The sequence below is a fragment of the Pantoea sp. C2G6 genome (genome assembly GCF_051336815.1).
Lineage (GTDB): Bacteria > Pseudomonadota > Gammaproteobacteria > Enterobacterales > Enterobacteriaceae > Pantoea.
Map to the genome: position 1 here is coordinate 120,536 of NZ_JBGMNJ010000004.1, position 23,198 is coordinate 143,733.

The 23,198-nt window shown below is 51.2% G+C and carries 24 protein-coding genes; 10 read left to right on the forward strand and 14 right to left on the reverse strand.

Annotated elements, in window-relative coordinates; genetic code table 11:
• Window positions 1–143: 143 nt before the first annotated feature.
• The 3 genes from ACCW71_RS07970 to ACCW71_RS07980 all read right to left on the reverse strand — a co-directional run bounded on the left by ACCW71_RS07970 (window position 144) and on the right by ACCW71_RS07980 (window position 2,370).
• The gene (locus ACCW71_RS07970) at window positions 144–719 is read right to left on the reverse strand and encodes a cytochrome b/b6 domain-containing protein (protein WP_436370649.1); all 576 of its coding nucleotides are present in this window, start codon (window positions 717–719) and stop codon (window positions 144–146) included.
• 303 nt (window positions 720–1,022) lie between these two features.
• Complete coding sequence (locus tag ACCW71_RS07975; protein WP_436370650.1) at window positions 1,023–1,298, reverse strand: hypothetical protein; 276 nt, start codon at window positions 1,296–1,298, stop codon at window positions 1,023–1,025.
• Window positions 1,299–1,449: 151 nt separating this feature from the next.
• A complete protein-coding gene (locus tag ACCW71_RS07980; protein WP_436370651.1) occupies window positions 1,450–2,370 on the reverse strand; it encodes a LysR family transcriptional regulator in 921 nt (306 codons plus the stop codon).
• A 143-nt stretch (window positions 2,371–2,513) separates the two neighbouring features.
• Between ACCW71_RS07980 and ACCW71_RS07985 the strand changes: the two genes are divergently transcribed.
• From ACCW71_RS07985 to ACCW71_RS07995, 3 genes are all read left to right on the forward strand, one after another.
• A complete protein-coding gene (locus ACCW71_RS07985) occupies window positions 2,514–3,908 on the forward strand; it encodes an amidohydrolase family protein (RefSeq protein ID WP_436370652.1) in 1,395 nt (464 codons plus the stop codon).
• Window positions 3,909–4,149: 241 nt separating this feature from the next.
• Window positions 4,150–4,464, forward strand: a complete 315-nt coding sequence (locus ACCW71_RS07990; RefSeq protein ID WP_436370653.1) for a GNAT family N-acetyltransferase — start codon at window positions 4,150–4,152, stop codon at window positions 4,462–4,464.
• A 64-nt stretch (window positions 4,465–4,528) separates the two neighbouring features.
• Window positions 4,529–4,804 (forward strand): hypothetical protein, encoded by a 276-nt coding sequence (locus ACCW71_RS07995; protein WP_436370654.1) that lies wholly within the window; start codon window positions 4,529–4,531, stop codon window positions 4,802–4,804.
• A 49-nt stretch (window positions 4,805–4,853) separates the two neighbouring features.
• On the opposite strand, the gene ACCW71_RS08000 is transcribed toward ACCW71_RS07995, so the two are convergent.
• The gene (locus ACCW71_RS08000) at window positions 4,854–5,003 is read right to left on the reverse strand and encodes a hypothetical protein (RefSeq protein ID WP_436370655.1); all 150 of its coding nucleotides are present in this window, start codon (window positions 5,001–5,003) and stop codon (window positions 4,854–4,856) included.
• A 74-nt stretch (window positions 5,004–5,077) separates the two neighbouring features.
• Window positions 5,078–5,248, reverse strand: a complete 171-nt coding sequence (locus ACCW71_RS08005) for a hypothetical protein (RefSeq protein ID WP_436370656.1) — start codon at window positions 5,246–5,248, stop codon at window positions 5,078–5,080.
• A gap of 351 nt (window positions 5,249–5,599) precedes the next feature.
• On the opposite strand from ACCW71_RS08005, the gene ACCW71_RS08010 reads away from it, so the two are divergent.
• Genes ACCW71_RS08010 through ACCW71_RS08035 form a run of 6 tightly spaced genes read left to right on the forward strand, consistent with a single transcriptional unit; the run spans window position 5,600 to window position 11,379 of the window.
• On the forward strand, window positions 5,600–6,382 hold the full coding sequence (locus ACCW71_RS08010) for an arylamine N-acetyltransferase family protein (protein WP_436370792.1): 783 nt from the start codon (window positions 5,600–5,602) through the stop codon (window positions 6,380–6,382).
• Window positions 6,382–6,942: an RBBP9/YdeN family alpha/beta hydrolase gene (locus ACCW71_RS08015; protein WP_436370657.1), complete on the forward strand. Its 561-nt coding sequence runs from the start codon at window positions 6,382–6,384 to the stop codon at window positions 6,940–6,942. Before ACCW71_RS08010 ends, ACCW71_RS08015 begins: the two co-directional genes overlap by 1 nt.
• A gap of 2 nt (window positions 6,943–6,944) precedes the next feature.
• Window positions 6,945–8,129, forward strand: coding sequence for an MFS transporter (locus ACCW71_RS08020; protein WP_436370658.1), 1,185 nt, complete (start codon window positions 6,945–6,947; stop codon window positions 8,127–8,129).
• Between the two features lie 30 nt (window positions 8,130–8,159).
• Entirely contained in the window at window positions 8,160–9,065 is a 906-nt protein-coding gene (locus ACCW71_RS08025) for a diiron oxygenase (RefSeq protein ID WP_436370659.1), read from the forward strand.
• Between the two features lie 13 nt (window positions 9,066–9,078).
• The gene (locus ACCW71_RS08030; RefSeq protein WP_436370660.1) at window positions 9,079–10,104 is read left to right on the forward strand and encodes a 2Fe-2S iron-sulfur cluster-binding protein; all 1,026 of its coding nucleotides are present in this window, start codon (window positions 9,079–9,081) and stop codon (window positions 10,102–10,104) included.
• A gap of 21 nt (window positions 10,105–10,125) precedes the next feature.
• Entirely contained in the window at window positions 10,126–11,379 is a 1,254-nt protein-coding gene (locus ACCW71_RS08035) for an ATP-grasp domain-containing protein (protein ID WP_436370661.1), read from the forward strand.
• Window positions 11,380–11,696: 317 nt separating this feature from the next.
• Here ACCW71_RS08035 and ACCW71_RS08040 read toward each other — a convergent pair whose 3' ends face one another.
• The 5 genes from ACCW71_RS08040 to fucO form a co-directional block, all read right to left on the reverse strand.
• Entirely contained in the window at window positions 11,697–12,242 is a 546-nt protein-coding gene (locus tag ACCW71_RS08040) for a CpmK protein (RefSeq protein WP_436370662.1), read from the reverse strand.
• 260 nt (window positions 12,243–12,502) lie between these two features.
• The gene (gene glsB, locus ACCW71_RS08045) at window positions 12,503–13,423 is read right to left on the reverse strand and encodes a glutaminase B (protein WP_436370663.1); all 921 of its coding nucleotides are present in this window, start codon (window positions 13,421–13,423) and stop codon (window positions 12,503–12,505) included.
• Window positions 13,424–13,527: 104 nt separating this feature from the next.
• A complete protein-coding gene (locus tag ACCW71_RS08050; protein WP_436370664.1) occupies window positions 13,528–14,727 on the reverse strand; it encodes a CynX/NimT family MFS transporter in 1,200 nt (399 codons plus the stop codon).
• A gap of 206 nt (window positions 14,728–14,933) precedes the next feature.
• Window positions 14,934–15,107: a GhoT/OrtT family toxin gene (locus ACCW71_RS08055; RefSeq protein WP_008924737.1), complete on the reverse strand. Its 174-nt coding sequence runs from the start codon at window positions 15,105–15,107 to the stop codon at window positions 14,934–14,936.
• A gap of 325 nt (window positions 15,108–15,432) precedes the next feature.
• Complete coding sequence (gene fucO / locus ACCW71_RS08060) at window positions 15,433–16,581, reverse strand: lactaldehyde reductase (protein WP_436370665.1); 1,149 nt, start codon at window positions 16,579–16,581, stop codon at window positions 15,433–15,435.
• A 267-nt stretch (window positions 16,582–16,848) separates the two neighbouring features.
• On the opposite strand from fucO, the gene ACCW71_RS08065 reads away from it, so the two are divergent.
• Entirely contained in the window at window positions 16,849–18,486 is a 1,638-nt protein-coding gene (locus tag ACCW71_RS08065) for a dihydroxyacetone kinase subunit DhaK (protein ID WP_436370666.1), read from the forward strand.
• Between the two features lie 23 nt (window positions 18,487–18,509).
• Here ACCW71_RS08065 and ACCW71_RS08070 read toward each other — a convergent pair whose 3' ends face one another.
• The 4 genes from ACCW71_RS08070 to ACCW71_RS08085 form a co-directional block, all read right to left on the reverse strand.
• The gene (locus ACCW71_RS08070) at window positions 18,510–19,388 is read right to left on the reverse strand and encodes a LysR family transcriptional regulator (RefSeq protein WP_436370667.1); all 879 of its coding nucleotides are present in this window, start codon (window positions 19,386–19,388) and stop codon (window positions 18,510–18,512) included.
• Window positions 19,389–19,713: 325 nt separating this feature from the next.
• Window positions 19,714–21,003, reverse strand: a complete 1,290-nt coding sequence (locus tag ACCW71_RS08075; protein WP_436370668.1) for a cation:dicarboxylate symporter family transporter — start codon at window positions 21,001–21,003, stop codon at window positions 19,714–19,716.
• A 39-nt stretch (window positions 21,004–21,042) separates the two neighbouring features.
• Window positions 21,043–22,254 carry an aminotransferase class I/II-fold pyridoxal phosphate-dependent enzyme gene (locus ACCW71_RS08080; protein WP_436370669.1) on the reverse strand — a complete coding sequence of 404 codons (1,212 nt, stop codon included), beginning with the start codon at window positions 22,252–22,254 and terminating at the stop codon, window positions 21,043–21,045.
• The gene (locus tag ACCW71_RS08085; RefSeq protein WP_436370670.1) at window positions 22,254–22,916 is read right to left on the reverse strand and encodes an RraA family protein; all 663 of its coding nucleotides are present in this window, start codon (window positions 22,914–22,916) and stop codon (window positions 22,254–22,256) included. The genes ACCW71_RS08080 and ACCW71_RS08085 overlap by 1 nt, the downstream gene beginning before the upstream one ends.
• Between the last annotated feature and the right edge of the window lie 282 nt (window positions 22,917–23,198).

Here is a 23,198-nt window from a genome sequence, read left to right on the forward strand (position 1 = left end):
GTTAACCTTAAGTTGCGCATCGATTGAAAAATTAAATGGGTTTATATTCTGATGCCGGGGGAAATCATTCCCTGCGATATTATTTAAAGCGACTGACTAAAAAGGGTGGGCTGAACAGCGGCTGTGTTGCCATCTGCCCCGCCTTACTCCTTGCGCCACTGTTGCGCCCGGAACGTGATAAGCAGGTGAAGGACGCCCATTGCGCCATGAGCCCAGAAGTAGGTTTCAATAAAGAGCGTCAGAAACTTATGAAGATGGATGATCTGCTGTGTCAGGGCGGCATCAGGGCCATACAGCGCGTTGAGAATGAACCAGAGTCCGCCACAGGCTGCCACTCCCAACAGTGAAACCACGCCCAGTCCCTGCACGGTCGCCGCCATGCCGCCACTATGGGCTTCCGGCAGACTGAAGCTGCACAGGGTTCTGAAGTCCTGGGTGATACCGCGAAAATCGAGCAGCAGCCAGGCGAAATAATAGAGGAAACCGCGCTGGCTCAGCATCCAGAACAGCATCATGCCGCCGCACAGCAGTAAGCCAAATCCTGAAATAATATGCAGCCAGGTGATGACGCCGGTCAGGGAGAACTCTCCCAGCGCCTCACGCTCTGTCAGGTTCGAATTAACAATCTGCGCCAGAACCAGCAGCGCCACAATAATATGGAGCGCCCGGAAAAATGGACTGTCGCGGTGCGGAAGGAGATTGCGTAAGGAGGCTGTCATGGTGTCTGACCCTTTATCTGTCAACGATTCTGGCAATCTGACAGCAAATGATTAACGGAACCTTAATTTCAGTGCGGCAGAGAGAATTTTAATCAGGGCAGGAAAATGGCGGGTTATTAAGAATAACCTGAGCTGGCGGCGATATGTGACCTAAAGCGGTTGCAATACCAGAATGAAAATGGCGCTGCTGATTAAACAGGGGATCTCAGAAAGTTTAAAAAAGTAATTTCCGATTTTAATGAGGCGTATTAAATAGCGCCTCGCTGAACAGCAAAGAGCGAATGCAGCGATAAATAGCCAGGCTTATGACCACTTTTTGGTTAAAAGATAAGTGGCAATGGCGGTCAGAACGCCGATAAGCGGCATCTCCCCGGCGCCCGCCAGGAAATTACGCTGATCGATGCGATCTCCTTTGCGGATGTCCGCAAAACGTTTAAGCGCATCCTGCTGGCTAGCCGAGCGGATTTCTTCGAACTGCTTTTCATAACCCTGTTGAAGGTACTGAAGAGTTTCGTGCTCTTCCTGACGCTCAATCGCGACGACGTGTTTACCTTTTTTATAGAAATGGTAATCGGGCATGGGCTTATCCAGATAGAGGAAGTGAACAGGCAATATAGCTGTCCGCAGTGTGTTTTGTATACCGGCACGTTTTGGTCCGCTTATATCGTTATCTTAACCTCCGGCTGTGGCTCAGGCTGCGCATCACACCCTGCTGGATTCGAAAAAAGCCTCAGTCAGGCGCGTTGGCCTCTTCACCTCCGGCCTGCTGAAAAAGCGCGGCGATCCAGTCAGCGAATGCGCGCACCGCGGGGGAAAGGAAGCGCTGATGGGGATAAAGCAGCGTGACGGGCACCGGGGCAGGCTGCCACCCGGCGAGCACTTCCACCAGCGTGCCCTGTTGCAGATGCTCTGCCACCACGTTTTCCGCCAGCTGCGCCAGCCCGAAACCGGCAAGACACATCTTAATGTAGAGGCCAGTTTCGTTAGCGGCCGCCTGACCGCCAACAGAGACTGACAGCGGCCCGGAGTCATCTATAAAGCGCAGCTCACGGGTACGCCGGGCCTGGCCGGAAAAATAGTGGACTGCCCGATGTTCAGTTAAGCATTCCGGTGAGTGTGGAACGCCATATTGTTGGAGATAGTCAGGCGACGCGCAGGTGACCCAGCGAAACCGGCCGAGCGGGCGGGCAACCAGCGTGGAGTCGAGCAGCTCGCCCGTTCTTATCACGCAGTCTACGCCCTCCTGAATCAGATCGACCTGACGATCGCTGACGCCAATCATCAGATAAATATCGGGATAGCGCCGATAAAAATCTTTCAGATGCGGCATAACGATGAAATGAGCGATGCCGCTGGGCATATCAATGCGTAGCCGCCCCTGTGGCCGTCTGACGGATTCCTTCAGGCTGGATTCTGAGTGTTCGATTAACGAGAGGATCTCCCGGCAGTGCGCCAGATATTCCTCTCCTTCAGGCGTCAGACTCACCCGCCGGGTCGTCCGGTTTAGCAGCCGGACCTGCAAATGGTTTTCAAGCCCCTTGATGGCGCTGGTGACCGTGGAGGAGGGCAGGGACAGGGTCTCTGCCGCGCGCACGAAACTGCGGGTTTCCGCGACCCGCGTAAAGATCTGCATAGCCTGGATACGGTCCATATCGCTTTTCCCTTGTCGCGATGGTCATTCGCGGTTTATCTCATTATTCGTCAATTCTGAATTATGAAAACAGATTACGCCTCTTTTTCAGGTTAATGGCGTGACGTAGGGTTTGCGCATTAACGCGATATAAGGCTTATTCCATGACCGATTACACCCGAAATATTGTTCACCATCCGCAGGTAACGCCGCCGATCACCCTGATCCGTGGCGCGACAATACTCAGCATGGATGAGCAAACAGGCAATATGGAGCGTGGCGATATTCTCATCACCGGTTCGACCATTACCGCTGTTGGCCGGAACCTGGATGCCCAGGGCGCGTACGTGATTGATGCCACCAACATGATTGCCATGCCGGGGATGGTGGATTCACATCGCCACGCCTGGGAAGGACAGTTGCGCCGCATCAACCCCAATGCCAGCTGTCTTGACGACTACAGCAACGCCACGCACTTTTCATTCGCCCGGTTCTATCGTCCCGCAGATATTTATATCGGTAACCTGCTGACGGCGCTGGGCTGCATTGACGCCGGCATCACTACCGTTATCGATAATTCCCATAACAGCCGCACCGCGGCCCATTCCGACGCGGCGGTCGAAGCCCTGCTGGATGTGGGCATTCGCGCTGTGCATGCCTCAGGTGCCCCGGTTGCAGGGGAATGGGATAAGGCGCACTGGCCGGGTAACTGGCAACGGCTGCAAGAGAAGTACTTCAGCAACAACCCTGAAAGCCTTGTTTCTCTGGCGGTCATGGCCCAGCTGGAGCCGACGCTGTGGGCTGAAGCCCGCAGGCTGGGACTGCCTATCGTCACTGAATTTTTTGGCGCGGAGATGGCCGCTGAACTGGCGTCGCTGCACCAGCAGGGGCTGCTCGGCGCGGACAACATCTTCAATCACTGTACCGCACTGCCGGACGCGGGCTGGAAAATTCTGCGGGAGGCGGGTGTCCGTGTAAATGTCTGCCCGCGTTCGGATGCGCACTATGGCATTGAGGATGGCATATTTGCCATCGAGGCGGCGCAGCGGCACGGCATTCATCCGGGGTTCAGCGTTGACAACGAAACCTCCTACAGCGGCGACATGTTTATGGAGATGCGCGTGGCGTTTTACCTGCAACGGGTGATGGGCATGCAGCAGGAGGGCTGCGGGTCAGCGCACGCGCTGAAAACGCTTCCGGCTGCCCGGCTGCTTAAAGCCGCCACGCTGGATGGTGCCGCCTGCGCGGGCTTGCAGGAGAAGGTGGGCAGTCTGACGCCAGGCAAACAGGCCGACCTTATCCTGATTAACGCCGCCGATCTCAATCTGTATCCCGCCGGTAACGCTTTCGGCACAGTGGTGCACGCGGCGGAACGCAGCAATATCGATACCGTGATGATCGCGGGTCGTATCGTGAAGCAGGGCGGTAAGGTTTTCGGCGTGGACAGCGCGCGCCTGCGTGCCGCCATCGACGAATCCCGTCAGCATCTGTTTGCCGCGGCTGGCTATCAGCCCGATATTTTTGCTGACGCTTTCCTGCCGCTGGAACAGACAGCCTGAAAGGAGAGCGTGCAGCGGGGCAGCGCGCCGGTCATTTTTATCACCGGGTGGAATGGCTGGCATCCGCCTGTTGCCGGATTTAACCTCTGCATTCATTGATGCTAGTCTCATCACATCAGCAACCTGAAGTGAGAGTGTTATGAACTTTTCAGTCAGAAAATTACGGCCCGATGAATGGTCAGATGCTTACTTCCTGATTGCCCAGCTCAGGAACCTTTCCAGGGAACAATTTCTGGAGAGTGTGAGAATTCAGACCCTGAACGGGTATGAGCTGGTGGGAGCCTTTGAAAATGAAAAAATGCTGGGCCTGATGGGATTCAGGCCGGTTCACACTCTGGCCAGAGGCTTTCATCTGCATATTGACGATCTGGTGGTGGATGAAGCCTTGCGCAGCTCAGGGATCGGTAAAGCCTTGCTGGATTTCGCCACCAGTGAATCAAAAAGCAGAGAGATGAAGGTTGTGTTTCTGGATGCCCGCCCCGAGGCGATCCCATTCTATGAGCGCAACGACTTTATTCATCACACGTCGCCTTCAATGAAAAAGCCAATCAGCTAAAGCGGGAAAGCAGCCCCCACTTTTTACCAAAACCTTTCTGAAGGGCGTCGCGCTCCGGGTGAATATGAAAATAACGCTTAAACATGAAGATGGGACTTCACAAACCCAGGATGTCACATCGTTTATCATCACGCTTAGCAGCGGTGAGACGCTGGAAATCAGTGAGGAAAGTGCAGGCCGGCCTGCGCATCTTTGTGAGGGCGTTACCGTGTGGGGAGGCCGGATGCCGGAACAGAATGCTTCCATTGATCAACTTAAAGCCGCAACGCGACTGCTGGGTATCTATCCCATGGCCGCCAATATGATCCACCTCTTTCCGCTGCGCAAAGCGCCTGAATGAACAAGATGCGAGCGGAAACCCGCGAGGCAGCGGCTGTCAGGTATGGCGGCTAACAGATCAAATCTGATAAGCCGGGATGACGGTCCATGCTGAACAGGGCCTGATAACGCACCTTATTAATGCCCATCACCAGATTATCAAGATCGGCGTCAGCCACGCGCACGAAGTAGTTTTCTGCCCACGCAGGCAAATTGTGCACATACCAACCAGCGCCTCCATTTTGGCGTTAATCCAGCGGTCCTGACCTGGAATTATCCATACCGGCCATTGTTTTTAGCCGAGGCAGGGAGACTGCTGATTGAGTGGCTGTTGTAACGGGCTGCGATAGAGCGTTTCGCTGGCCCCCTGAGAGCAGAGTGAAAGAAGCAGCAGCCATTCCTGTGGTTCGTCACCTTGTCCCATTCTGAGTTCCAGCATAATGATGATGGTTTGTTGAGCGATCACTTAACAAAATCACCACTTTATTCACTATAAAAATAAAGTTTGACTAACAAACGTGCAACATTTTGATGGTGGGCTTCTTGCTGCGTGCATGCATGTTAAGCAGTCAATTTATACGCTACGTGAATATATGCTTGAGATCGGGAAATAAGCCTGCTTTACATAGATTTACATGAACTCATCTGTTTTTTATAAACGCTTACTGGAGTTATTAAGAAAAGTTTAAGACTTTTTAATAATTCACGGTGATAATTATGTTGTTTTGTAAAGTTTTGCTCTTAATGTCTCTTCCCGGAATGTGAGGGGACTCACATAGAAGGCTAATCAGTACATAAGGAAAAGTTTGTGAAGGACATGCCGGCTTATCTTAGAAAGCTGAAAATAAAAGATAAATTCGAAAATGGTGGTTTTTGTCTTTCGACTCTGCACAGAGCTCACTTCTTTACAGTGCCATTCGAAAACTTTGGCATGCATGGTGGCTCAGAAATCAGCCTTAATAGTGAAACTGTCGCCAATAAAATAATACTTAACAATAGAGGGGGGATTTGCTTCGAATTTTCTGTCTTACTACAGGACGTTTTTAAGCACTTTGCAGTCGATTTTCAAATCCGAATGGCCAGAGTTCTCATCCCACATATGTCACCTGCAACGCATCAGCTTTTTTTGGTGAACAAGGATAACGAGCGATGGATTTTTGACGTCGGATTTGGAGCCAAAGGGCCACGTGGGCTTTTATTGCTTAAAAACGGATTCATTCATGAAGATGATTTTCTGTCATCCCGAGTCAGATGCGATCATGAGCATGGCTGGATTGTTTCTATCAAAGAAAAGAGCAGGGCTGATGCGGTTTGGGAAGACATTTACTCATTTCAGGATGTAGCGATTTTTCCGCCGGATATTGATATGGCCTATTTCTATACTCTTTTTTCACCTGAAAGTATTCTTAAAACTTACAGAGTTGCGAGTCTTCCAACCGATAGCGGCCGGATAAGTATCAGAAACAATACATTTACTGAAGTTAGCGGTCTGACATCGACCTCTTATGAAATTGCTGATAAAGAAGAGTTGTTATTGCTTCTGTCCTCCAGATTTGGAATTAACATCTCCCCTGACAACGTAACTTATACGAGAAACTGATGACCACTACCTATCTCATTGTTCCCGGATATACAAATTCAGGCCCGGATCACTGGCAGTCTTTTATTGAGAAGAAATACAGTAATGTTCTGCGCGTTCTTCAGGATGACTGGAACTCGCCATCCTCTTTATGGGTTGAAAGACTAAACCAGGTAATAGCCGGGACCCGGGGTGACATAGTTCTTCTGGGTCATAGCTGTGGGGCTGTTACAGTGGCTCAATGGGCTGCTGCTCATTCATGCCCACGTGTTAAATCCCTGATTTTGGTTGCACCTGCGGATGTTGACGCCGAAACGGCGATTGAGCCGATCAGGCAGCAGCGCTCATTGCCCACATCCCGCTTAAGATACCGCAGCCTGCTCATTCACAGTGATAATGACGAGCATCTCAGCGTGACTCGCGCGCGCACACTTGCGGAGCAATGGGGATGTGAAACCCGGGAGTTTAGCGGGGCGGGACATATTCATACCGCAGCAGGATATGGTGAATGGTCTGAAGGTGAATCTCTGTTTGAGAGCTTTACAGGAATTAACTTAATAAAAGCTCAGGGACGCGATTAAATATGTTTCGGGAAGTAAAAAAATTTGGATCAGCTGCACATAGTTTTTTGGCGGCAACCTTCCTGATGGGTCTGAGTAATGGCATGTTTGATGCTGTTTATAATTTCTATCTGGAAGCACGTGGTATTGATAAAACAAATACTGGACACATTTATGCAGTCGCTATGGCGATGATGGCAGCAGCGGTAATTCCATTAATTTTTGCCAGTCGACGGGTATCTCAGAAGAAGCTCCTGCTGATTTTCTCATTCTTCTATGCTTTACCCTTTATTTTTCTTCCTGTACTAACCACCGTATGGGCCAGTGCTTTCACACTTGGTTTAATTCTTTCCGGGATGATTGCACAGCTTTCGCTGGGTAATTCACTCATGGGGTCAAACATTGATGCAGGAAGCAGAACGGCGTTGTTTAGCTGTTTCTTCGTCTCCTATCTGGGTGCTGCTATGTCAGGTTCTGTCGCAGTCAGTGCTATTACTCACTACTCGCAGGCCACAGAATTACGAAATTATCAGGTCATCCTTTTTGCCTCGTTCATTTCCGCATTGCTGATGATTTATTTCCGTATTAAGTCCATCCGGGGAATAAATGAACCGGGAAGTGATGAGCGTCGATTTAAGAGCGCTAAAAATATGGAGTGGGGGAACTTTATTATTCTGTTTATTGCTGCTTCGCTGCTGGGAGCGTCGATAACACTTATCTTCCGATTCGTTAATATTATCTTTAACCTTGCTTATTCGATGAATATTAGTGAAATATCATTGATTATGGGAGGGGATAAAGTCGTCAGTATCGTTGGAGCACTGTTTGCTCCAATGCTTGTAAAGCGCTTTTCTCTGAAACCAGCAGTAGTAATAGCTGGCATCATGACGGCCGGGTGTTTGTTCTTTCAAACGCTACATGTTCCTGTGGCAATCTTCATTACATTATACTTTTTAAGACTGTTACTGAATTATTGTCTCATGCCGCTACTTGATACGCTGGCTATAACAGGTTTTTCAAAAGACAGAACTCTTCTGTCAACCAGTATCAGGCAGCTCGCCTTTTATCTGGGCAGCGCTCTGTCGGCGATGGTATACGGCGACCTGCTGGATGGCGGGCATTGGGAGAATGCTTTAATTATATCCGCTGTTTTAGCGCTTTCAGGCGCTATTTTTATGAGTTTCATCAGAGTAAAAAAAGAACATTAATCTGGCAGTCAAAAGTTAAAGGAGTAATTTATGTCCGCTGAATTTGCAGTGCCCGACAGTGAAAATGTCGCCCTTATGCTGAAGAAGTTATCTGCGCTTTGGAAAAACAGAGCGGCTGTTAATAAATCTCAGCTTGAGTATTCAGATCTCGAATTTGACCATACTAAAAAAGATTTTTGTGAGTCTTTACTGCCGTTCAGACAGCATGATGCCTGGAAGGAAGCGCCTGAAGAAGTTAAGGCCAACTGTTTTTCTTATGCCTGGGGTATATACAATTTAAAAACAATTTATATTGAATGCGACATCGTTACACCAGCCTGTGAAGACATAATCAAGTGTCCGCCAGTAAACTCACCGAACAGGGCAGATCTTCAGGACGTCATGTCCGAAGCTCTACTTGATGAAGCCCTGCATACAAGAATGTCAGTAATGGCATGTAATTATATTTATGACCGCCGAAAACTTGAGCCGCTTAACTATACAGATTTTAATCTCATAAACTGGCGTCGAGAAATGCTAGCCGGATGTAGTGCTGAGTGGCAGCGGAGACTGACACGTTTTGCAGTGGCATGTGCCAGTGAAACACTCATAACAGATTATCTTAAAGTGATGGCTGAAGACCGCTCTATCCAGAGAATATGCCATGAAGTTACCCGAGTGCATGCTGAGGACGAATGGAGTCATTCAAGCGTTTTCAGCTATGTGGCTTATGATATTGTTCGCGATCTTGGCTCTGCCGAGCGGAAATATCTTCGGGACACCATGCTTAAAACAGCGGATCTTTTTGCTGATAACGAGTTAGGTGCATGGGAAACAGTTTTCAGGCTCTCAGGAATGCCCTATGCCAGAGAAATTATTTCTGAAACAGAGCGATGTAATGAGATAAATATTTATCTCGATTCAGCTGAAACAGTAATTTCCAGAATAGGCCTATAAGGTAGTCTAGTCAATGAAACTTGTCTGCGAAGAAGCATCCTTACTGACAGCAAGGATGAAATCATTCCGCCTGATGCCTGTGAGCGATACAGATATAATGGCTGATAATGCCTTACCTGGTGAGTATTTTGTTTTTAACTTCGATAATGGGGATAATAACTCTCTCCAGCGTTGCTATACACTGGTGTCTGCTGAGCAGGGAAAATTTTATGAATTCATCATTGAAGATAGAGGCGCAGGTAGTGCATCAAATGTTATCAGCCGATTATTGCAACAAAGAAAAGAAGTAAACATTTCGGGGCGAGGAGGTAATATAACCTTTAATACCATCAAAAATAAGAAAAATGTGCTTCTGATAGCCGGCGGTGTTGGAATAACACTTCCTATGGCACTTATAAGAGAATGCTTTAAATCTTATGGTTACAGTGCTCCCGGAGTCTTTGTGCAGCTGATACTAAGTTGTCACGATCTGGGGTCGGTGCCTTGCCTGAACGAGTTACTGGATTTACATACACAATGTGGCTGGTTCTCGATGCGCATCCACGTCACCCGGGTCAGGCTCGATAAATCCAGTGATTTTGTAAGAGCAGGAAGAATCGATTTATCTATTGATGAGATTAAAGGGGTGCCTGAATCAGCAATAGTTTGTGGCGGCGCTGATTTTGCACAGTCAATGGTTACTGCTGTAAGTACGAGATTCCCTCAGGCTCTTATTGCTGTTGAGGCGTTTAGTTCCGGTAGGTCATTAGATCATATTGTGGAATCAGATACCCATAAAAAAGAAATTACGTTGAAATCTATGGGTAAAGTAATTTCGGTAGATTCTGGTTTAACCGTTTTGGATAATCTCATTAGCCACAACGTCTCAATCAGAAATATGTGTCGTTCAGGTATTTGCGGGAGTTGCAAGTTCAGACTTCATAGCGGAGAAGTAAGAAGTGAACCAGATTTCTGTCTGTCTGCAAAAGATAAATCTGAGAAAATACATCTCGCTTGTTGTTCATTTCCTTCTGAAAACGCGGTAATTGACATAATCTGATTAAAAATTAAGGATGAAAGAATGAAAAATAATAAATGCGTTTTAATTGTAGATCCCTTTTCAAGTGGTTCTGTCTTTGCAAGCAGAATAAAATCGCTTTATGGTTATGATGTTGTTGCTTTGATCACTAATCCAAATCTTCCTCAGGCCATTCTTTCCTCATTTATCGAGGAAGATTTCTCTATGGTTTTCAAATATTATTCACACCTGGAAACAGTTCAAGAAATTGAGTCGACTCTTGGAAAACAACCTGACTTTATTATTTGTGGCTCCGAGCCCGGCGTACTTGTTTTTGATCAATTGTGTGAACACTGGCAGTTATTGCCTAATGTATTTGAACTTAGTCATGCACGGCGCGACAAGTATCTGATGCAGCATCAGCTGATGAAGGATGACATAAAATATATCCCGCATTATAAATCCGGAAATCTTAAAGATATCCTGCAATGGTGTACGAAAAACCAGTTTGATGAATATGTGATTAAGCCGGTCAGTTCTTTTGGTACAGAAGGTGTTTTTTTCTGCAAAGACATATCAGCGGTCGAAAGTGCCTTCAATAAGTTGATTGATACGTTTGATTATTCGGGCAGTAAAAACGCTGAACTCCTTATCGAACAGAAAGTTGTAGGGACAGAGTATGTCGTCGATGCTGTCAGTAGTTTTGGTCAGCACTTCGTAGTGAACATATTCAGATATGTAAAGCAGGAAATTAATGGTGTACCGATCTATCGTCAGATGATCACAGAGCCGCTTGAGGAACATCCAGCTCTTATCAGTTATATCAAGTCGGTACTCACCTCACTGGGCATTCGTAATGGTACATCCCATAATGAGATTATTATGTCTGCTACCGGCCCGGTACTTGTCGAATCAGGAGCGCGTATGCATGGTGGACTCGGCCCGCGCCTTGTTGAAGACTGTAATTCTCATTCACTCATCGATTTGAGTCTTATGGCTCGCATCTCACCGGGCGAGTTTACGGATAAGACAGCTATGAGCCCATCATTGAAAAGCTATGCGCTGGAGTATTTCCTCAGCTCCCCCGATGCGGGTAATCTTAAGGAAGTTAATATTGAGTCAAGGTGCGGTCTGCTTAAGAGCTATGGATTTACCGTTTGTAAATATAAACCCGGCGATTATATTAGTAAAACTGTCGACCTTGTCACTTCTTATGGAAGAGTAGTGTTGTTCAACTCTGACAGGGAGCAATTAGCAGCTGATGCTGAGAAAATTGCCGAAATGGAATCTTGCGGTACGCTGGTAAACCTCAAATAAGGTTTAAAACACTGTTAAGTGTCAAAATTTAGATGAAGCCATGACGATTATCTTTGTACAACGTATTGAGCTTATTGGCGATTGTACTGTTTCTTTACGCCATGTATGACTTACCCTGACCGGCAAAGGAATGGGAAGGATTGTCCGCTTTGTTCCAGAAGTGGACTTTCCCCGCATTCTACGGCATGTGGCAGATACTCTGTTCACTCGACTGTGACCTGCCGCCAATATGATCCACCTCTTTCCGCTGCGCAAAGCGTCTGAATGAACAAGATGCAAGCGGAAACCCGCGAGGCAGCGGCTGTCAGGTATAGCGGCTAATAGAGCAAATCAAGCTGTTCAGGCTCACTGATAAGACGGGGATGATGATGACGGTCCATGCTGAACAGGGCCTGATAACGCACCTTATTAATGCCCATCACCAGATTATCAAGATCGGTGTTAGCCACGCGCACGGAGTGATTTTCTGCCCACGCAGGCAAATTGTGCACATTATAGGTAAAGGTTACCGTCGTGACGCCTGACGTATCGGTTGAAATCGTCGCTATATTTTTGACTCGCAGGGTGCCGTAGCAGAAGTCGTGATGCTTATTGAACGATGCCTGACCATAAGGGGTCAGTCTCCAGGTTTTTCTGTCCGCAGTTACCTCGGAGGTCAACAGCCCGGCATCCACCAGCGCCTCCATTTTGGCGTTAATCCAGCGGTCATGGCCTGGGGTTATTGATACCGGCCACTGTTTTTCGCCGAGGCAGAGAGACTGCTGATTGAGTGACTGCTGTATCAGGCTGCGATAGAGCGTTTCGCTGGTCGCCTGAGAGCAGAGTGGAAGAAGCAGAAGCCAGATTCCTGTGAGTCGTCTCAATGAAATTTTCCCTGTTAACTGTCAGAACCCATTCATCCACCTCATTGAACGCAGTTACGCTCATTTCATGTCAGGCAGGTTATTCACATCCGCAGTGAGTAGTTAACCTCATGTTAACATGAACCTGCTTCTGAGCCAGACACCACCTGATCAGCTGAGTCTCTCTGCCATCCACGCTGATTTAACGCCAGAGCGGGGCGCAAGCTGCAAGGGCCTCACCCCTTTTCACCCAGGCCAGGTGATGCATAACATGTGCTGACTCAGAAAATTGAGCGCTCCAGCTTCTCCGTCAGCAACTCCAGTACGGCGGTACCAGCCAGCGAGTTGCCTGCGCTATCCAGTCCTGGCGACCAGACCGCAATGCTCATCTCGCCGGGGATCATCGCGATGATCCCGCCGCCCACGCCCGATTTGGCGGGCATTCCGACGCGCCAGGCGAATTCGCCCGCACCATCATACATACCGCTGGTCATCATCAGAGCGTTGATCTGCCGTGCCTGGCGCGGCGTGATCATCGCGTTACCTTCCAGCGTCCGGCCCTGATTCGCCAGATAGACAAAGCTGCGCGCCAGTTCAATGCAGTTCATTGAAAGCGAGCAGTAGTGAAAATAGGTCTGCATTACGCTGGTAACATCGTTATCGAAATTACCAAATGACTTCATAAGCCAGGCGATGGCTGCATTGCGGGCGGAGTGGTCAAACTCAGAGCGGGCGACGTGGCGGTCGTAGTTGATGTCGGGCTGCTGGCTCAGCTGACGCACAATCTCCAGCATACGCTGACGCGGCGCGGTCAGCCGGGTTTCCAGCAGATCGCAGATCACCAGCGCCCCGGCGTTGATAAACGGATTGCGCGGTTTGCCCTGCTCCAGCTCCAGCTGCACCAGTGAGTTAAACGGCTGGCCCGACGGCTCTTTGCCGACCCGCTGCCAGATTTCGCTGTCCTCATAACGGGTCAGCGCCACCGTCAGCGACAGCACTTTGGAAATCGACTGAATCGAAAAGCGCGTCTCAGCGTCGCCTGCCTGATAGAGCGTGCCATCAGGCAGACAGATCGCAATCCCCAGATGGTCAGCGGCGACATCGGCCAGCGCCGGAATATAGTTCGCCACCTTTCCCTGATGCACCAGCGGGCGCACCTGGTCCAGCACTTCCTGTAGCAGACCATTACTCAGTTCGGACACGTACTCTTCTCCCGTCAATCATCACTGGCCGGGGATGATGGCGATCCGCGACCGGCGAAGCAAGTCTGATTTTCTTAAGATGTGACAGCGGCGCGCGGGCCGCTTCAGCTTATCGGTTTTGACTGTGCCGCCAGCGGTGCCAGCAGAATCTGTAACAGGCTCAGCAGCGCCAGCACGCTGAAGGGCAGCGTCCAGTTACCGCTCTGCTCATGCAGGACGCCAAAAAACAGCGGGCCGAGTGCCGCCAGCCCATAGCCAACGCACTGAGCCATCCCCGACAGCTGCGAGGCCTGACGATGGCTGCGGCTGCGCAGATTAAACAGCGCCAGACAGAGCACCAGTGACGCACCGGCGCCCAGCCCGGCCAGCGTCAGCCAGATCGCGGCCCACTGCGGTTTCAACAGCAGACCCACGATGCCCAGGAAGATGCCGGATGAGGCGATAAAGGCCAGCAGGCGGGCATCACTAACCCGCTTCAGCGCCATCATGCAGCCGAGGTTGGCCACAATGGAGACCGCCTGATACCAGAATAGCAGCCAGCCAGCACGCGCCTGGCTAAAGCCACTATCCTGAGCGAATGCGGTAAACCAGTCGATCAGGGTATAGAAGGCCAGTGATTGCAGCGCCATAAACAGCGCGATCTGCCAGCCACCGGTCGAGCGCCACGGATGCCGCTGTGTAACCGCCACGGCAGCGGGCGCTGACGCTGAAGGACGGCGTCGCAACAGCGGCAGCCAGACCAGCAGGGCAACCACGCCCGGCAGCGCCCAGACCACCAGAGAAAGACGCCAGCCCGCGGTTGAGAGCTGACTGAGCGGCACCGCGACACCGGTCGCCAGGCTGGCGGTAATTGACATGGTAGCGGCATAAAGACCGATATAGCGGGCGGTGTGGGCCGTAAAGTCACGTTTAATCAGCGGCGGCAACAGGACATTGGCGGCGGCGATACCCGCGCTCAACAGCAGCGTGCCGCCCCACAGCGCCACTTCCGCAGGCTGCCAGCGCAGCAGCGAACCGGCGGTGATCAGGCAGAGTGCGCCCCATAAGCTGCGCTCCAGCCCGAGTCGGTTTCCCAGCCAGCCGGCCAGCGGCGCGAGCAGGGCAAACAGCATCAGCGGAATAAAGTTGAACAGACCGGCTTCACCGGCGCTGAGTCCAAAGGTCTGGCGAATATCCTGTAACACCGGCCCTGCGGCAGTGATCGGCGCACGCAGGTTGGCTGCGGTAAGCAGCAGTACGAACAGGAAAAACGAGGCGCTGGAAAGCGCAGCATGAGGTTTTGCTGGGTGTTGTTCAGGCATCATGGCAGGGATCATCGAAAGCAGCCGCGCTGCGGGAGGTGAGTCAGATTAAGGTGTACGCACCATGTTTAACCGGCGCTACTCTACTGAGCAGGCAGCGCAGAGTAAAGCCTTAAGATGTGCAGCCTGAGAGCCGGGTCACGGCCTGGCGGGGCGTTACGCTGCCGGTCTGCGGCGCAGAGGATTGGCTGAGATGAGAGCAGGCGTGATCAGAACAGGGCGAACATCAGCGCCACAGGAAAACTCATCGGCCAGGTTGCACCAACCAGAAAAGCGCTCAGCAGTTTGATGCTCAGCTTATCTTTGGCGATAAAGAAAGTGATAAGCGTAGCGACCAATGCAACGACGGCATAAAAAATCAGCATACCCTGGTACAGTGTCATTGAGATCTCCGCAGCATCATTGAGGTTTTCGCTGCGCATCATGCGGATTTTTGTGATCCAGATCAAGGGCTACAGCCTTTCGAATCTAAAGAAATTACGTTGTCACGCGCATGATGCGCTCGGCGGGGATTCGCCACCCCTTTGGCGATTTCAGGCTGAAAACCCACCGGGAAAATGGATTGCAGCCGTTGCCCGCCGCCCGCTGCACCATTAAAGAAACGCGGGCGAATATCGGCTGTTTCCGTGACAACGCCACGGTGCTCAGGTCAAAAAAAAGCCCGCCATCGCGGCGGGCCTGATTGGGTGACTTAACGCCGGGCCAGGATCAGCTCTGACGATAAAGCGCCATCACATCTTCCAGCGCAGGCTGGCGCGGATTGCCGCCGGTGCAGACATCATCCAGGGCCGCCTGTGCCAGGGCCGGAATATCCGCCTCCTGCAATCCCACCTCACGCAGCGAAGCGGGAATGCCAACATCCCGGCAGAGCTGACGCACCGCGCTGACAGCGGCGTCGCGTGCCTGATCCAGCGTCAGCGAATCGACCTGATTCACCCCCATCGCGCGGGCTATATCGCGATATTTGTCGCCGGTAGCCGGGGCGTTCCATGCCATCACCTGCGGCAACAAAATGGCATTCGCCACGCCGTGCGGGACGTTATAGAACGCGCCCAGCGGGTGCGCCATGCCATGTACCAGACCCAGTCCGACGTTGGAGAAGCCCATGCCCGCGACATATTGCCCCAGTGCCATCAACTCGACCGCCTCAATGTTTCCCGCGACCGAGTCGCGCAGTGACTGGCTGATAATCGCAATCGCTTTCAGGTGCAGCATATCGGTTAAGGCCCAGGCTCCGCGCGTGATGTAACCCTCAATGGCGTGGGTCAGGGCATCAATACCGGTCGCGGCTTTAAGCGACGCTGGCATGCTCGCCATCATCTCCGCGTCGATAATCGCGACTTTGGGGATGTCATGCGGATCAACACAGACAAATTTCCGGCGATTCTCCTCGTCGGTGATCACGTAGTTGATGGTGACTTCCGCCGCGGTGCCCGCGGTGGTCGGGATAGCGATGATCGGCACACTCGGATGGCGGGTGGGCGCGACCCCTTCCAGGCTGCGCACATCTTCAAACTCAGGATTATTAATAATAATCCCAATCGCTTTGCTGGTGTCCTGCGGCGAGCCGCCACCGATGGCGATCAGGTAGTCCGCGCCAGACTGCTTAAACACCGCAACGCCCTGCTGCACGATCCGAATCGTGGGATTGGGCACCACTTCATCATAGAGCGCCCACTCAAGCTGGTGCTGCGCCAGCAGATCGGTGACCCGCTTCAGCGCACCCGCCGCGACCAGCGCTTTATCGGTGACGATGAGCGCTTTACGCATCCCACGACGCTGCACCTCTTCCGGCAGATGACGCAAAGCGCCAATACCAAACCAGGCGGTTTCATTCAGAATCATACGTTGGGTCATTAAAACTTCCTCTGTTAATCAATGAATTTTTACCATCCGCGATCCTTTCACGCGGTGCTGTTCAGAACATCGCAGTTCCAGGTTAAGGGATTTGATACAAATCAATCGATTAGCAGAAAGCCGCTTCGCTTATTCCGGCGGGCTTCAGCGCCCGGGAAAAATTTCGCACGCGCGGCTTAGTGCACAGGGCGCTGGATCTCCCCGCATCGCCGGATGTGTGCAACACTTCATCATCAGCAAACCGACACGCCAAAGAGGAATCAAGACATGACCCGATTCGTAATGAATAAAAAGGATGATCTCGTCGACAGTGCGTTAGATGGCATGATTTACGCCAGCCCGTGGGGCAATCTGGTCCGGCTGGAGGTTGACCCGCATATCCGCATCGTGATGCGCAAGGACTGGCAGAAACAGCAGGTGGCGCTGATCTCCGGTGGCGGTTCCGGCCATGAACCGGCCCACGCCGGTTTCATTGGCAAAGGCATGCTGACGGCGGCCGTCTGTGGTGATGTCTTCGCTTCGCCCAGCGTTGACGCGGTCTATAACGCGATAATCCATCTGACCGGCGAGGCGGGATGCCTGCTGATCGTCAAAAACTATACCGGCGATCGGCTGAACTTTGGCCTGGCGGCAGAGAAGGCGCGTAAAGCGGGCTTCCACGTCAATATGGTGATCGTCGGCGATGATGTCGCCCTGCCGGACAATCCTCAGCCGCGCGGCGTGGCGGGCACGCTGCTGGTGCATAAAGTGGCGGGCTTCGTCGCTGAACGGGGAGAGGATCTGGCGGCAGTGACCGAAGCGGCTGAAGCAGCCAGTCGCGCTATCGCCACCATGGGCGTCGCGCTCTCAAGCTGTCATCTGCCGGATGAGGAGAGCGGAGAACGGGTGCCGCCAGGCAGCGTTGAGATTGGTCTGGGGATACACGGTGAACCCGGCATTGATCAGCTGAAGACACAAAACAGCCAGCAGATCGCACAGGCGCTGCTGGAGAAAGTGATGCCGGAGCACGATCAGCCGCGCGCGCTGCTTGTGAATAATCTCGGCGGGATGTCCGCACTGGAGATGAGTCTGGTGACACGTGACCTGATTGAGTCGCCACTCAGCCAGGGTTGCGATTATCTGATTGGCCCGGCACCACTGATGACGGCGCTGGATATGAAAGGCTACTCCGTGACCTGTATGACGCTGACGCCGCTGTTTGAAGAGGCGATCTGCGCCCCTGTAGAAGTGACCGGCTGGGTCAACGCCGTGAAAATTACGCCGTTGCAATCGGTTAAAGCAACAAAACAGGCGAGTGAGCACCGGGCGCAGCCCTCCGACAATCCGGCGGTGGCGCGCAGCGTGAACGCCATCTGTGACACGCTGATCGCCAGCGAAAGCGAATTGAATAAGCTGGATGCGCAGGTCGGCGACGGTGACACCGGTTCGACTTTTGCCGCCGGGGCGCGCCAGATTAAGCGCGAATGCGCGGATCGGCATCTGCCGCTGAACGCCTTACCCGAGCTGCTGGCGGTGGTGGGGGAGCGGCTGGCGACGGTAATGGGCGGTTCCAGCGGGGTACTGATGGCGATCTTTTTCACCGCCGCCGCTCAGCAGCTGGCAGAGGGCGATGCGCTGCCCGCCGCCCTGCAACAGGGGCTGGAAAAGATGAAAGAGTATGGCGGGGCGAAGCCCGGCGATCGTACCCTGATCGATGCGCTGCAACCGGCGATTGAGGCGCTGGTGGCGGGGAAACCGCTGGCCGCGGCGGCCGATGCGGCGCAGCAGGGCAGTGACGCAACCGCCAGCATGGGCCAGGCCAAAGCGGGTCGCTCATCTTATCTCAACAGCGCTAATCTCAACGGCGTGCCCGATCCCGGAGCTGTCGCCGTCGCCCGCGTCTTTGCTGCGCTCAACAGCCTCTGAGCAGCGGCGGGATGGCTGAGGCGTTAAGGCGTTAATCGCACCTGTAAGAAGGCCAGAAACTGACGGTTTACTTCGCTGCGCTGACGGTGCTGCGGGTAAACCGCGTTCAGGGCGAGAGCCGGTGGCTGAAATCCTTCAAGCACTCTCACCAGCTCACCGCGTTGCAGCGCCGGGCCGACAATAAACTCTGGCAACAGCACCAGCCCCAATCCGGCCAGGGCCGCGTCCCGCAAAACCTCACCATTGTTACTCACCATCGGCCCCTGAACCGCCAGCCACTTCGGTTTGCCATCGACCCGCAGTTCCCAGCCATTCTGGCCTTCACGGCCATAGCGCAGACAGGCGTGTTGCAGCAACTGATCCGGCTGCTGCGGGATGCCTGCCCGGGCTGAATAGGCCGGACTGCAACAGATCACCCGTTTCAGCTCCCCCAGCGGGCGGGCTATCAGCGTGGAGTCGGCAAGCGTGCCGATGCGGATCGCCATATCCACGCCTTCGCCAATCACATCCACATAGCGGTCGGCCAGCTCAATCTGAAACTGTAAGGCGGGATGGTGACTCAGGAATTCAGCAATCAGCGGCGAGAGGTGACTCATACCAAATGACATCGGCAGATTAATGCGAAATGAGCCGCGCAGCGCCTGGCGCTGCTCCGACACCGCCAGTTCCGCATCCTGAATCTCATCCAGAATACGCTGCGCGTGGCGGGCAAACAGCAAACCGGCGTCGGTGACGGAGAGCTTCCGGGTATTGCGGATCAGCAGCCGCGCGCCCAGCGAGGCTTCCAGCGCGGCCATGCGGCGGCTGACATACTGCTTCGATAACATCAGCTGCTCTGCCGCGGCGGTGAAATTACCGGCATGTATCACCGCCACGTAAATCCGAAGATCTTCAATCTGCATAGTGTCCACTTATCAGTGACCGTGATTCAGTAAAAGGCGAACGAGCCGTTAACTTATATCGGGTAAGCGTGTCGGGAGCAACGCGGCCGCTCTCCGGGATCAGCTAACAGGATGCAGGAAAATGCCACCTAATGAGCCAACCAGACCAAAGGTCTGGGCGGTTGAGCGCGGTAACTTTCACCATCGCCCAGGCAGAGAGTGCAATGACTTCATTCAGATCGACATCCAGATGAGGCACCATCCTCTCCACCTGCTTAGGGTAGGTTTTTCACGCCATAAAATCTTAATCTTAACTATATGAAAGTTGACTCACTAAGATTTACTTTCATTCATTCGAAAGAGTAATTCTGGATTTTTTCACCGCACTAGCGTGACTGGTGTCGTTGAACTTGTTTTCCCACTTTGCTATTACAATAGGGGCCAGGGTATTTCCCAACACGTTAAGAGCGGTATTTGGCATATCCATTAAGCGATAAACCCCGGCAATGAAAGCAATTCCTTCTAGCGGAATCCCTGCACTAGATAGCGTGGCGGAAAGGATGACGAACATAAAACCAGGGACACCAGCAGCACCTTTAGAAGTGATAACCATCGTGACAACAAGCATCATTTGATCTGCCAGACTCAGATGAATACCATAGATTTGAGCAATGAAAAGCGTGCCGATCCCAAGAAAAAGGGATGCTCCATCAAGATTAAATGAGTACCCCGTAGGAATGACAAACCCTGAAACTGTTTTATCTACCCCAAACTTTTGCGTTTTAAGAATCAGTTGCGGAAGGACGGATGTTGAGCTGGCGCTGGAAAAAGCAAGAATAAGTTCATCTTTAATGAATCGGATGACGGTAAATATATTAATGCCAACAGAACGAGCTATCAGTCCAAATACAATGATAACGAAAAGGATGGCGGTAATATAAGTTGTGGCAATCAGTTTAACCAGCGGGAGTAAAGAAGCCACGCCGAAATCGGTCACCGTAACCGCAATCATGCCAAATATTCCAATTGGGGAATATGCCATGATCATCCCCGTAACTTTGAACATACCGTCAGCTACGGCCGAGAAGAAATTAACCACGCTTGTTTTCTTCTCATTTTCCAGAGAGGCAATGCCAATACCAAACATCACGGCAAAGAAAATTACCGGTAAAAGATTTCCTTTTGCCATTGCGTCAATAACATTATCAGGAATAATGCTCAGGATAACCTGTCCAAAACCATGATTGGCAGAAGCAGGAGTACTGACACTGACCTGATGCTGCACCATTGATGACAGGTCCGCTCCTGCACCAGGTTTAACCACATTGCCTACAATAAGGCCCACGATAATGGCGGTAGTTGTCACACACAAGAAATAAAAAATAGTTTTAAGCCCCATTCTACCCACAGCTTTACTGTCAGAATGGCCTGCAATACCCACGACAAGGCACGAAAACACAACCGGAATAACGATCATTTTCATTAATTTAATGAATATGTCACCTGCTGGCTTTAATACTTGTGCTACGATCCACTCACTATGCGTGGGATATATATTCAGCAGGTAGCCTATGGCAATACCTGCAACGAGGCCGATAACAATTTGCCATACAAGTGGAATTATTGGCTTTTTCATGTATTTATCACCCGGTGTTGGTTGGTAATTAAGCGACTGCTAACGAAGTAATGCAATAGCCGTTTTGAGTCTCCTGCATCCTTCCTCAATGACTTCAACCGAACTTGCGAAGGAAATGCGTAAATAGGGTGAGAGTCCGTATGCTTTGCCTGTAACGGTTGCTACACCTGCATCACGCAGAAAATACTCAACAACGTCATCGTCTGAGGTGATGCGTTGCCCATTAGGTTTTAATTTACCGATTAAGCCGGCCACATTAATAAAAAGGTAAAACGCACCGGCTGGTGGGTCAAAACTGAGGCCAGGCAAATCGCTGAGTAGTTCGACAATGCGCTTTCTGCGCAAGGTATATATGGCGAGCATATCTTTTACGGGCTGCTGGTCACCTGCGAATGCCGCCACGGCAGCCGCCTGGCTTACTGAACTCGGGCAGGTAGTTGTCTGGGATATCAGTTTGGTTATAGCGCTGGTCAGCCACTCTGGTCCCGCACCAAATCCAAGGCGCCAACCCGTCATTGCATATCCCTTTGAGGCCCCGTTAATGATGAGGATCCGTTCTTTTAGGTCTGGTGCTGTAGCCGCCAGTGAGAGGTGTTCTGATTCTCCGTAGACAAAGTGCTCATAAATCTCATCAAGCATGATGAGCACATCAGGGTATTTTCGCAGCACCTGAGCCAGCGCCATAAGTTCATCAGCACTGTATACCGCACCCGTAGGATTGTTCGGGTAGTTTAGCACCACCCAGCGGGTGTTTGCCGATATGCGCTCTTCCAGTTGCTCAGCCGTAAGCTTAAAGCCGTTGGATTCATTACCCTTTATTATAATCGGTGTGCCTTCATTAAGAACGGCAAGGTCCGGGTATGACACCCAGTAAGGAGCATGAATAATGACTTCGTCATCTTTATCCAGCGTGGAAGCGAATGCGTGAAAGATGATGTGTTTTCCACCGCTACCGCAGACAATTTCGTTTAATTCATAGTGGAGACCATTATCACGCTCGAGTTTCTTACAAATTGCCTTACGCAGGGCAACTGTACCTGCTGCGGGCGTGTAATGAGTCTCCGAGTTTTTAAGGGCTTCTATGGTCGCTGTGACAATATGCTCAGGTGTATCAAAATCAGGCTCACCGATAGTGAAGTTAATGATATTAAAACCGTCGGCCCGAAGTTGCGTGACAAGTTCGTTCGCTGCAATGCTGGGCGATGGCTTAATACTTTTTAATCTCTGCGCTACCCGTTTATTCATTTCCATTACAAATATCCCTTTTCACGCAGCAGGTCTGTGTACCAGCTCTGCTCTTCCTGACCTGATGCAATCATTTCTTTTACAGCGTTTTCTTTCTGCGCATGTTGAGCGGCAAGCGCGAGAAGTTCATCCTTAAATTGATATGCAAAATTCACGATGCCGTCCTCGTCTCCGATGATGATATCCCCGGGACAGATCACCTGACCACCGATGCTGACAGGCACGTTGATTTCACCAGGACCGGTTTTAAATGGCCCTTTATGAGTGATACTTTTTGCATACAGCGGTGTATTTTCAAAAGAGGCAACATCGCGGATAGCGCCATTTACCACGAACCCTGCACACCCCCTGCGAAGACACTCCAGTTTGATTAGCTCGCCAATAATGGCGTTATTGGTATCGCCCTGTGCATCAATGACCAACACGTGACCTTCTTTAATCATGGTCATCGCTTTATAAACCAGAAGGTTATCTCCGCCTCTGACCTTAACGGTCAATGCAGTCCCGATCAGCTTTCCAGTTTTGTTAAATCGTTGTAGACCGCTAATCCCGATATTCCGTGACATATTGTCGCTAAGATGCGGGGTCACAACGTCTTTAAATAAGTTACGTTCATCCTTACTAAGGGGGATGGCGGATGGATTAACCTGGCTTCCCGGTATAGACATAAAGACCTCTTTTTAACATTTGGTTAACAAATTGGTTATATCTGATACTATCTGCCCTAAAAGATTGTTTTTAGCGATATTTTGATATAGTTAATGAACACTTTTTTTCATGTAAAAAATGAGATTAGAGTAAAGTTGTTATTTTTCATTAAGTTATGTGATTGTGTCTTTCGCCTGTAAGTCATGGTGAGGCAACAAAAATGCTTTTACAGGACAGGACATAGGAATCTCATATGTCAGTTATGTGATCTCAGTAGGGATTTACTTCGCTCCCCTGACTCA

Excerpts from the sequence above, each read along its gene's own strand:
- ACCW71_RS07995 (WP_436370654.1), top strand. The coding sequence starts at position 4,529 with ATGAAAATAACGCTTAAACATGAAGATGGGACTTCACAAACCCAGGAT.
- ACCW71_RS08020 (WP_436370658.1), top strand. The coding sequence starts at position 6,945 with ATGTTTCGGGAAGTAAAAAAATTTGGATCAGCTGCACATAGTTTTTTG.
- fucO (WP_436370665.1), bottom strand. The coding sequence starts at position 16,581 with ATGACCCAACGTATGATTCTGAATGAAACCGCCTGGTTTGGTATTGGC.
- ACCW71_RS08035 (WP_436370661.1), top strand. The coding sequence starts at position 10,126 with ATGAAAAATAATAAATGCGTTTTAATTGTAGATCCCTTTTCAAGTGGT.
- ACCW71_RS08080 (WP_436370669.1), bottom strand. The coding sequence starts at position 22,254 with ATGGAAATGAATAAACGGGTAGCGCAGAGATTAAAAAGTATTAAGCCA.
- ACCW71_RS08050 (WP_436370664.1), bottom strand. The coding sequence starts at position 14,727 with ATGATGCCTGAACAACACCCAGCAAAACCTCATGCTGCGCTTTCCAGC.
- ACCW71_RS08030 (WP_436370660.1), top strand. The coding sequence starts at position 9,079 with ATGAAACTTGTCTGCGAAGAAGCATCCTTACTGACAGCAAGGATGAAA.
- ACCW71_RS08015 (WP_436370657.1), top strand. The coding sequence starts at position 6,382 with ATGACCACTACCTATCTCATTGTTCCCGGATATACAAATTCAGGCCCG.
- ACCW71_RS08070 (WP_436370667.1), bottom strand. The coding sequence starts at position 19,388 with ATGCAGATTGAAGATCTTCGGATTTACGTGGCGGTGATACATGCCGGT.
- ACCW71_RS08025 (WP_436370659.1), top strand. The coding sequence starts at position 8,160 with ATGTCCGCTGAATTTGCAGTGCCCGACAGTGAAAATGTCGCCCTTATG.
- ACCW71_RS08065 (WP_436370666.1), top strand. The coding sequence starts at position 16,849 with ATGACCCGATTCGTAATGAATAAAAAGGATGATCTCGTCGACAGTGCG.
- ACCW71_RS07980 (WP_436370651.1), bottom strand. The coding sequence starts at position 2,370 with ATGGACCGTATCCAGGCTATGCAGATCTTTACGCGGGTCGCGGAAACC.
- ACCW71_RS07970 (WP_436370649.1), bottom strand. The coding sequence starts at position 719 with ATGACAGCCTCCTTACGCAATCTCCTTCCGCACCGCGACAGTCCATTT.
- ACCW71_RS08075 (WP_436370668.1), bottom strand. The coding sequence starts at position 21,003 with ATGAAAAAGCCAATAATTCCACTTGTATGGCAAATTGTTATCGGCCTC.
- ACCW71_RS07985 (WP_436370652.1), top strand. The coding sequence starts at position 2,514 with ATGACCGATTACACCCGAAATATTGTTCACCATCCGCAGGTAACGCCG.
- ACCW71_RS08085 (WP_436370670.1), bottom strand. The coding sequence starts at position 22,916 with ATGTCTATACCGGGAAGCCAGGTTAATCCATCCGCCATCCCCCTTAGT.
- ACCW71_RS07975 (WP_436370650.1), bottom strand. The coding sequence starts at position 1,298 with ATGCCCGATTACCATTTCTATAAAAAAGGTAAACACGTCGTCGCGATT.
- ACCW71_RS08010 (WP_436370792.1), top strand. The coding sequence starts at position 5,600 with ATGCCGGCTTATCTTAGAAAGCTGAAAATAAAAGATAAATTCGAAAAT.
- ACCW71_RS08055 (WP_008924737.1), bottom strand. The coding sequence starts at position 15,107 with ATGACACTGTACCAGGGTATGCTGATTTTTTATGCCGTCGTTGCATTG.